Origin of the sequence: Brachyspira pilosicoli, assembly GCF_019402445.1 — a bacterium.
Taxonomy (GTDB): Bacteria; Spirochaetota; Brachyspiria; order Brachyspirales; family Brachyspiraceae; genus Brachyspira; species Brachyspira pilosicoli_B.
The window spans coordinates 19,558-29,026 of the sequence record NZ_SRZM01000088.1 but is presented as its reverse complement, the minus strand read 5'-3'; the positions used below and the strand labels follow the sequence as shown (position 1 = coordinate 29,026).

Sequence of the window (9,469 nt, the reverse complement as noted above, 5' to 3'; positions counted from 1 at the left end):
CATAATTTACTCTGCTCTATTTTTTTTATATCGGATATATTAAAATTTTTTATACCCTTAGTTTCATTAAAAACAATCTTCTCATCATAAACAGTTAAAATTTTCTCACCAAATATATCATCAAGTTTTCCTGTTTTGATATAAGACAAAACTTTTTTTACAATATTTTTTTGAACTCTCTTTTTATAACTAATTATTTGTAAAACAGATACTGCTATCATTATTATAGCAACTATAAAAAGCATGAATAAACTGCTTTTAAAATATATAAACATTCCAATAAGCACAATCACATATACGATAATAATCATAATAAGATTTTTCTTTAATGAACTTTGAAGCTCTTTATTAGTTTTCAAATAATGAAGCTGAAAATCAATAAAATCATTATGTTCTATATTATATTTATATTCTCTTTTCATCTAGAAATAATTCCTTTTAAATATCAATTAAATATCAATACCCAAAAATTGTTTTACAAGCATTCCAACAAAGAAACTTATAGCAGCAACTGTTAAACTAACTCCCGCCATCTCAAAAAATCTTTCTCTAAAAGAAATACTCTTAGCCACAGCAATATAAAAAGTAAAACAAAATATTATAGTTATAACAATTATAAGCATAGCAATAAGAGCATAAATAGAAACACTAAATACTAAATAAGGCATTATTAAAAGACTTACAGTAATTAAATACATTACACCAGTATAAGAACAAGATTTAAAAGCATTTTTACTACCCTCAGCTTTAGCAGATAAATACTCGGAAGAAGCCATAGAAAGTGTAGCAGATATTCCAGTAATTATTCCAGATAAAGCAACAAGCCTATTGTCCTGCAAAGCAAATGTAAGCCCCGCCAAAGTTCCACTAATTTCAACCAAAGCATCGCTCAACCCCAAAACCATAGAACCAACATATTTAAGCCTATCTTCATCTAAAATAGATATAAGTTTATTTTCATGTTCATATTCTTCAAAAGCAATAGTTTTAGCATCTGGCACTTCATCAACTATCTTAGAATATATATATTCCGCACTCTTCTCTCCAGATTCCATTATCTTAATAACAAATGTATATCCAAATATAAAACTTAAAATAAAATATTTAAAAACTTTAAACTTTTGGGGTCTTAGTTTTTTATTGGTGTATTTTTCTAATATTTTAGCATGAGCAAATTCTTCTCTTCCAATATTGATAAGTATTTGTTTATCATCTTCTTTTTTTACAAATTTAGCAAGGTTTAAATATATTGCATGTTCTGTAATCTCATTTTGCTGTAATTCCAATAAAAACTTAATTGTTTCTTTTGATATTGGCTTCATAATATTAATCCTAAATATTAATTAATTAAATAGTACAATGAAAACTAATTAATTGCAAAAATTAACATTATTTTATATTAAATTTAGATATTGATTTTCTATTAAATATTTATAAAATATTATATATAGTATTTTATATATTTTAAAGGAGTACAATTCAAAATGGATAACAAAAAACTCAATGACATAATTATTGGCATGAGAAGGGAATTGCATCAAATACCAGAAATTGGTACAGATTTGCCTCAAACAAAAAAATATGTCCTTGATAAATTAAAATCATTAGGACTTGAGGCAAAAGAATGCTCTTTAGACTCTGGAATAGTATGCGACATAGGAGATACTAGCAGTGGCAATATAGTTGCTATTAGAGCGGATATGGACGGCTTACCTATAGTTGAAGAAACAGGCGTTGAATATGCTTCAAAAAATGGTAATATGCATGCTTGCGGACATGATGCTCATACGGCTTGTTTACTAGGAGCAGCACATTATTTATTAGAAAATAAAGATAGATTAAAAAATGGTGCTGTAAGATTAGTATTTCAAACTGCTGAAGAGATATCTAAAGGAGCCAATAATTTAATAAAAGATGGTTTATTAGATGGTGTTAGTGCTATAGTTGGTACACATATAGGTACTATAGCTACAGACGTACCTAGCGGAGAGTTTGTTCTTCAAGAAGGTCCATTAATGGCATCTAACGATAAATTTGTTATTAAGGTTATAGGAAAAGGTTCTCATGGTGCTTATCCTCATTCTGGAGTAGACCCTGTATTAACTGCTAGTCAAATAATACAAGGTATATATAATATAAAAAGCAGAGAAATAATAGCTACTGACCCTACAGTAATATCTATATGTATTGTAAACGGTGGAAGTCAATATAATATTATACCTTCAGAAGTAAATATAGAAGGTACTTTTAGAACATTTAGTGAAGAGAATAGAAAACTTATAGGAAACAGAATAAAAGAAATATCAGAGTCTATTGCTATAGCTAATAGAGCAAAAGCAGAAGTGAATATGGAATGGGGTTGCCCTCCTGTTATTAATGATGGTAAAATAGCTAATGAATTATCAGAAGTATGTAAGGAATTAGGATTTAAAAAATCAGCTCCTTTTACTCCTTCTATGGGTGGGGAAGATTTTGCTGAATATCAACATAAAATGCCTGGAGTATTTATTTTCTTCTCTACTATGACAGAAAAAAATATTCCACATCATAATAGTAAATTTGAGATAGATGAATCAAAATTATATCAGCCTAGTGTACTAATGAGCGAATGGGCAATTAAGCGTTTAGGAGATAAATAATGAATGAAGAGATTTTAAAATTAGCCAATCAATTAATATTATGGCCATTATGTGCTGTTGTTGTTATTATAAGTTTGGTACAAGCTATATTATATACAAGACTTGCTAATAAGACAGCAAAAACTTTAGGTATTACAAGCGAAACTTGCCAAAAAGCTTTTAAAGCTGGTTTAATAACTGCAATAGGACCTGCTATATCTGGTTTTATAGTAATGGTAGGAATGATATCTGTTATAGGAGCACCTATGAGCTGGATGAGGCTTTCTATTATTGGTGCTGCTACTACAGAGATGGCTGGAGCACAATTTGGGGCTGAAGCTATGGGGGTACAATTCGGAGGACCTGACTATAATGAGGTTGCTTTGGTTGTATCTTGGATTACTATGGCTGCTAATGGATGCGGTTGGTTGATATCTGCATCAATTATGGGTAGTAAATTAGAGAAGTTAAGAACAAAAATTTCTGGAGGTAATCAGGCTGGTTTAGCTTTACTTTCTGCTGCTTCTATGGTTGCAGTATTTGGTAATTTGGCTTCTGGTTATTTACCTAAAATGGATACTGCTGCTTCTGTTTTGGCTGCTGCTTTAACTATGTTTATATTAGTAAAATTTGTATCAAAAACTAAAATTGGACTTAAAATTCGTGAATACAATTTGGGTATTGCAATGCTAGTTGGTATGGCTGTAGCTTTAATTGTAAAAATATCTATTGGAGGTTAATGTATGACTGATAAAGAATTTCAAAAATTATGGAATGACCCTGTTAATTTAATTGGAAGAGTTACATTATTATCTGCTGTTGTTGCTTCATTCTTCCCTGTTGTGTATTTGATGATTAGTCATAAAATATTTCCACCTATAGATGTTGTTATAAAAGCTTGGATATTAGTTGCTTCTTCTTATGGTGTTATGTATGTATTAGAGCCTTTGAGCTATTATCCTGTTTTAGGTTTGGCTGGTTCTTACATGAACTTCCTTTCTGGAAATGGAGGTAATATGAGAGTGCCTGCTGCTGCTTGTGCATTAGATGTTACAGATACTCCAGAAGGAACTAGAAATGTAGAAATTATTTCTTCTTTGGGAATAGCTGGTTCTATTATAACTAACTTATTCTTTGTTACATTGGCTGCTGTATTAGGAGCTACTATTCTTAATGTAGTGCCTCCTATAATTGCTGAAGCTTTTAAATCTTATGCTGTGCCTGCTATATTTGGTGCTGTATTGATGCAATTTAGCATGAAATATCCTAAATTATTAGTATTTGGTTTAGGAATACCTTTGGCTTGTAAATTATTAATACCTTCTATGCCTGCTTTCCTTATCACGTTATCAGGTTTAGTAATTACAATTATTGCTTCAAAAATATTATACAAAGTAAAAGCTGAAAATTAATAATTATAATTTAAAAATAAAAAAGATGTTGGAAGAAAAATCCAGCATCTTTTTTTATATATTAATTAATAATTTCTAGTTTTAAGCACCCATATCCATTATGCCGTCATTAAGCATTTCATTATTATCTGGAGTATATGAAGGGAAATCATTAGGAGATGAAGGCACTGTATTATTATTAGGATTAGTGCGTGCTTCATATTTCTCTAATATTCTTGCTGCCACTGTAGGGTCCATTAAGCTAAGCAAATAAGAAGTAGTACTATTTCTTCCTTCAGTTGCTGCTATAGAATCCATCTCTACTAATACATCAATAATTAAATCATCAGAACCATTAGCTGCTAATTGATTAAGTAAAGCAACAGAGTTTTGAGGAGGCATACTATTAATTTTATTAGCCAAATCTGTAAGTACTAATTGATACTGTGCAGATTCGTCCATAGTAGCCTGATAATTAGACCAAGCATTTAATAAGTTTTGTCTGTCTTGTTCTATTAATTCAGATTGCGAATTTAATTCTATAGCTCTGCTGGCAATTAAAGCTTCTTGTGCCTGTATATCTTTTTCTCTTAAATTGAAAGATTCTCTCATCTTAGCAAGATCATCTCTAGCTAAAAGAGCCATATCTTCAACTCTAGGTTTTTGAGTAAATCTAGTTAAAAAAGAAGGTACATTAGGAGCTATTTTTGTACGCATTAAAGTATAATAATTAACAACTCCAAATATATCAAACATATAAAGTAATGCTATAAAAGCTATTAAATTAACTACAGTCAATATTGCTATTTTAAATCTCATAAACATTCACACCTAAATAACATTATAGTATACATAATACAGAAAAAACTATAATATGTCAACTAAAATCATTATCGTAATATATAGTTTTTTAGTTATCATATTTTTTTTAAAAAAGGATTTTTTTTATTATATTTAAGTAGTTCTTTTTAAAAGAATCATACTAACATCATCTTTTAAAGGTTCTTTTGTAAAAGATTTTATCTCATTAATAATTTTTTCTTTAATATCGCTTACATTATTTTTAACATTTTTAGAAAATATTTGCTTTAGATGTTCATCGCCAAACATATTATTATTATCATCAAATACCTCATAAGCACCATCTGTAAAAACAAATAAAATATCATTTCTATTTAATTGAATTTCCATTTCTGTATATTCGCTATCATCAATCATTCCAATTAAAGGACCATCTATATCTACAGTACATATTTCATCTTTAGCATTTGAATAATAAATAGGTTTTGGAGAGCCTGCAGAAGAACATAATAATGCCCCTGTATCATTATTATAAAGAGCATAAAATACACATGCAAATAGGTTTTTATCAAATCCCTCTTCTATAAAAAATTTATTAAGCTTTTCTAAAAAAACAGCAGGTGAAGTATTTTTATCATCTATAATAGCATGCGAATCAAAGAAAGATTTTATTAAAATAGTCAGCATACTAGCAGCAACACCATGTCCAGACACATCTGCAAGAAGTATAGCATAATACCCATCATTAATAAGTTTTATTCCGCTATAATCACCAGAAACCTCATTTGGTGCATAGTGATGTATAGATATTTCATTTTTAGGTATAGATGTGTTTCCATAAGAAAGTATAGTTTTTTGCAATTTGGCAGCATATTCTATATCTCTTTTTAATATATCCATATACATCATATTAGACTCTATAGCTTTTTTAAGTCTAATATAAGATTTCATTTTAGAAAGAAACAAATCAGTATCAATAGACTTCTCAAAAAATCCATCAGCACCACAGTCAAAAGCCTTAAGAGATTCCGTTTTATTATCAGAAGCAGTTAAAAAAAGCACTGCTATATTTTTTAATAAATTATCAGATTTTATATATCCAGCCAGTCTGCAAGCACCGCTATTAGGAAGCATATAATCAACTAGTATACAATCTGGTATTTTCTCATATGTCATATTAATAGCTTCTTCATAAGATAAAGCTATATAACATAAATAATTATTTTTTTTTAAGAATTTTTGAATAAACTTAGCATAATCAATATTAGTATCAACTATTAATACTTTCTCAGTTAAAATATTATTTCTTGCAATAGCCATTAATGTACATACCTTCTAGCTTCAACATTAAATATAAGCCCAATGGATATAGAAAAAGTCAAAATAGAAGAACCACCACTGCTTACAAAAGGCAAAGTTAAACCTGTAATAGGCATCATACCAACTACCATACCAATATTAATAAGCACGTGACATAAAAACATAGCAATTACACCAGATATAATCAATGCCCCAAGCCTATCTTTAGCAAAATAAGCAACTGTAATACCCCTAACAAATATAGTAGCATAAGCTAGTACCACCAAAGCACTTCCTATAAAACCCCACTCCTCACAAATATTTGAGAAAATAAAGTCATTTACCTGCTGAGGTATAAAGTTTAATTGCGACTGACTTCCATTAAGAAAGCCCTCTCCAAAAAGCCCTCCGCTTCCAACAGCAATGAGAGATTGAATGATGTTATAACCGGAACTAAGTCTTGTAAGTTCTGGGTTCATAAATACTAATAATCTCTCTTTCTGATAAGTTTTTAATCCTATATCAAAAGTTAAAGCCGCACACATACTCAAAAATAAAACAAAAAATGTAAATGAAAATAATTCTACATATTTGTTATTCATATAGAAGTTTATTGTAAGAAGAAGTATTGATATAAACAAAAATCCTCCTGCAATATATCCTATATAAAGCCTTTGTGATAAGAAGTTGAAAAGAATATTATTTATATCATCAGACATTCTTTTATATTCCAAAAACATAGGTATAGATAACCCTATAACACCTATACTTAATAATGATATGATATATCTTAAAGGCACCCCTCCAACAAATAGCATAACAAATACTATAAAACAATATACCAAAACAGTACCTAAATCCGGCTGCATTAAAACTAAACCAATAGGTATAGAAATAAAAATACCAGCTATTAAAAAATATTTCTCTTGTTTTATTTTATCTCCTATTTGGTCCAAATAACCAGCTAAAAATATAATCATTACTATCTTACCAAACTCAGAAGGCTGCATACCAAAAAGCCAACTACTACTTCCGTTTATTGTAGTACCCACACCAGGAATAAGTACAAGTATTAATACAATAAGCATTGGTATATATAAAGACATTCTGTGCTCTGCAAGTTTTGTGTAGTTTATAAACATAGTAATACACATAATAACAAGACCAACAACAGAGAAAAATATATATTTCAAAAATATCCAACTAGTTTTACCAGAATCTGGAGAATATGTTGAAGAATATACAGCTATAGCACCAGCTACCATAAGAAAAAGTATAGAAATAAGTATTCTCCAATCAAATACGAATAATCTTTTTAATTCTTTTTTTTCATTCATATTGTATTCTATTATCCTCTTGATTATTTATATCAGTGTTTTGATTATTATTTTCAGTATTCTCAGTATTTGCACCATTTTCCAAAGCTTGTTGCTCTCTAGCCATTCTAATTTGTCTGTATATATTTTGCATTCTTCCATATATGGAGTTTCTAGCCTGTATAGCATCATCACCATCTATTATAGAGCGAAGCATAGCAGTAGCAATAGGTCCAGCAGTAGAACCACCACCACCACCACTATTTTCAAGCATAACTGTTACAGCAATCATATCATCTTTAGGTCTTTGATTATAAGGTCCGTAAATAGTAATCCAAGTATGGTCTTTACCTTGAGCATTTTGTGCTGTAGAAGTTTTAGCTGCCAATTTTATATTAGGCGACCAAGCACCGTTTCTTGCAGTACCTCCTGCTACAGCCATTCTCATACCTTCTTTTATAACAGTGAATATATCTTTACTTATATCCAATTTTTTCATCACAATCTTATCATTGTTATATATTACCTCATCAGTTTGAGAACTTCTAATCTCTTTAACAACATGAGGTCTATACATAATTCCGTCATTTATTATAGCAGAAGTAGCCATATGAACCGCTATAGGAGTAGCAGACATATAACCCTGACCAATAGCATATTGAAGCGTATCACCGTCCCACCAATATTCACCAATTTTTCTTCTCTTCCATTCAGAACTAGGAACTGTACCTATTTTTTCACCAGGCAAATCTATTCCTGTAAGCTCTCCAAAGCCTAATAACTCTGCATATTTCTTTATAAAGTTTGGTCCAAGCTCATAGGCCAAATTATAGAAATAAGTATTGCAAGAAAACTGAATAGCCTTATACATATTAACATAGCCGTGATGACCAGTACATCTATAAAATCTATTTTCAAGAAGCATACCGCCCGCACAGAATCTTGTAGTATAAGCTCCAATTCTTCCCTCGGCAAGAGCACCTAAAGCACTAACAAGCTTGAAAGTAGAACCCGGAGGATATCTTCCTCTTATAGCCTTATTCCAAAACGGATTAGCTGGGTTATTAATAAGCTCAGAATATTTCTTAGCATCTATTTTACCTATAAAAATATTAGGGTCATACCAAGGAGAACTTACCATAGCAAGTATTTCACCAGTAGTTGGTTTTGATATTATAATAGTTCCAACTTGTCCACGAAGAAGCTCTTCTGCATCCTTTTGTATTTTTGAATCTATACTAAGTATTAATTTTTTACCAGGTATAGGCTTACCAACAGCAGGGGCAATAGTTTCTTTTACTCTGTTTCTTGAGTCCACTATCCACTGCTCATAACCATCTATTCCTCTAAGCTCTTTATCATAATACTGCTCAACACCCTCTTTACCAATAACGCTGTCTCTTCTATATCCTTCTATTCTTTTACTCTCAAACTCTTCCTGTGAAATATTACCTATATAACCTAATATATGCGTCATAGTTTCACCAAGAGGATAATTTCTTATAGATTTACTTCCGTAATAAACACCAGGAAAATCTTCAGAACGCTCTGCTAAATAACTCATCTGAGACATACTAATATTATCAGATATCTCTACAGAATCATAACTGTTTTTAGAAACTTTAGATAAACTTTCTTTTATAGAACCTAAATCTATATTAAATAGTTTAGAAACCCTATATAAAAGCTCTTCTCTCTCAAAATAATTCTTAGGCAAATAAACAGGTATAATATACATTGTATAGATTTTGATATTCTCTGCCACAATAACACCATTTCTATCGAATATCTCTCCTCTATAGGCATCTATTGGTATTATTTGCTCTTTATTGTTTCTTGCCAAACTATCATAATGAGAGTTCAAAATGATTTGCAAATAAAATAGCCTAATAATAAGCATAGCCGATATTAGTACAGAAATAATTAATACTACTATCAGCTTTTTCTTATATTTAAAATCTTCGCCTTCGATTTTTTTATCTTTATTTAATTCAATTTCTAAAAAAGTCATATAAAAAAACCCTTATAAAAATTTTTTATATTA

At 29.9% G+C, this 9,469-nt stretch carries 9 protein-coding genes; 3 read left to right on the top strand and 6 right to left on the bottom strand.

Going from position 1 to position 9,469, the window contains the following annotated elements; all coding sequences use genetic code 11:
* On the bottom strand, positions 1–422 hold a 422-nt coding region (locus E6A48_RS03625; RefSeq protein WP_219708645.1), incomplete at its 3' end, for a YcxB family protein.
* Between the two features lie 27 nt (positions 423–449).
* Positions 450–1,322, bottom strand: coding sequence for a VIT1/CCC1 transporter family protein (locus E6A48_RS03620; protein ID WP_219708643.1), 873 nt, complete (start codon positions 1,320–1,322; stop codon positions 450–452).
* Positions 1,323–1,484: 162 nt separating this feature from the next.
* On the opposite strand from E6A48_RS03620, the gene E6A48_RS03615 reads away from it, so the two are divergent.
* From E6A48_RS03615 to E6A48_RS03605, 3 genes are read left to right on the top strand one after another with little or no spacing between them, the layout of a single operon-like run.
* Positions 1,485–2,639: a M20 metallopeptidase family protein gene (locus tag E6A48_RS03615; RefSeq protein WP_219708641.1), complete on the top strand. Its 1,155-nt coding sequence runs from the start codon at positions 1,485–1,487 to the stop codon at positions 2,637–2,639.
* Positions 2,639–3,358 (top strand): DUF5058 family protein, encoded by a 720-nt coding sequence (locus E6A48_RS03610; protein ID WP_219708639.1) that lies wholly within the window; start codon positions 2,639–2,641, stop codon positions 3,356–3,358. The genes E6A48_RS03615 and E6A48_RS03610 overlap by 1 nt, the downstream gene beginning before the upstream one ends.
* Positions 3,359–3,361: 3 nt before the next feature.
* Positions 3,362–4,030: a hypothetical protein gene (locus E6A48_RS03605; protein ID WP_219708638.1), complete on the top strand. Its 669-nt coding sequence runs from the start codon at positions 3,362–3,364 to the stop codon at positions 4,028–4,030.
* Positions 4,031–4,111: 81 nt separating this feature from the next.
* Here the strand turns inward: E6A48_RS03605 and E6A48_RS03600 are convergent, their stop codons facing one another.
* From E6A48_RS03600 to mrdA, 4 genes are all read right to left on the bottom strand, one after another.
* Positions 4,112–4,828, bottom strand: coding sequence for a periplasmic-type flagellar collar protein FlbB (locus E6A48_RS03600; RefSeq protein ID WP_219708637.1), 717 nt, complete (start codon positions 4,826–4,828; stop codon positions 4,112–4,114).
* Between the two features lie 135 nt (positions 4,829–4,963).
* Positions 4,964–6,130, bottom strand: coding sequence for a fused response regulator/phosphatase (locus E6A48_RS03595; RefSeq protein WP_219708636.1), 1,167 nt, complete (start codon positions 6,128–6,130; stop codon positions 4,964–4,966).
* On the bottom strand, positions 6,130–7,446 hold the full coding sequence (locus E6A48_RS03590; RefSeq protein WP_219708635.1) for an FtsW/RodA/SpoVE family cell cycle protein: 1,317 nt from the start codon (positions 7,444–7,446) through the stop codon (positions 6,130–6,132). The genes E6A48_RS03595 and E6A48_RS03590 overlap by 1 nt, the downstream gene beginning before the upstream one ends.
* Positions 7,439–9,436: a penicillin-binding protein 2 gene (gene mrdA / locus E6A48_RS03585; protein ID WP_219700039.1), complete on the bottom strand. Its 1,998-nt coding sequence runs from the start codon at positions 9,434–9,436 to the stop codon at positions 7,439–7,441. Before mrdA ends, E6A48_RS03590 begins: the two co-directional genes overlap by 8 nt.
* Positions 9,437–9,469: the final 33 nt, after the last annotated feature.

Excerpts from the sequence above, each read along its gene's own strand:
- mrdA (WP_219700039.1), bottom strand. The coding sequence starts at position 9,436 with ATGACTTTTTTAGAAATTGAATTAAATAAAGATAAAAAAATCGAAGGC.
- E6A48_RS03615 (WP_219708641.1), top strand. The coding sequence starts at position 1,485 with ATGGATAACAAAAAACTCAATGACATAATTATTGGCATGAGAAGGGAA.
- E6A48_RS03595 (WP_219708636.1), bottom strand. The coding sequence starts at position 6,130 with ATGGCTATTGCAAGAAATAATATTTTAACTGAGAAAGTATTAATAGTT.
- E6A48_RS03590 (WP_219708635.1), bottom strand. The coding sequence starts at position 7,446 with ATGAATGAAAAAAAAGAATTAAAAAGATTATTCGTATTTGATTGGAGA.
- E6A48_RS03600 (WP_219708637.1), bottom strand. The coding sequence starts at position 4,828 with ATGAGATTTAAAATAGCAATATTGACTGTAGTTAATTTAATAGCTTTT.
- E6A48_RS03610 (WP_219708639.1), top strand. The coding sequence starts at position 2,639 with ATGAATGAAGAGATTTTAAAATTAGCCAATCAATTAATATTATGGCCA.
- E6A48_RS03620 (WP_219708643.1), bottom strand. The coding sequence starts at position 1,322 with ATGAAGCCAATATCAAAAGAAACAATTAAGTTTTTATTGGAATTACAG.
- E6A48_RS03605 (WP_219708638.1), top strand. The coding sequence starts at position 3,362 with ATGACTGATAAAGAATTTCAAAAATTATGGAATGACCCTGTTAATTTA.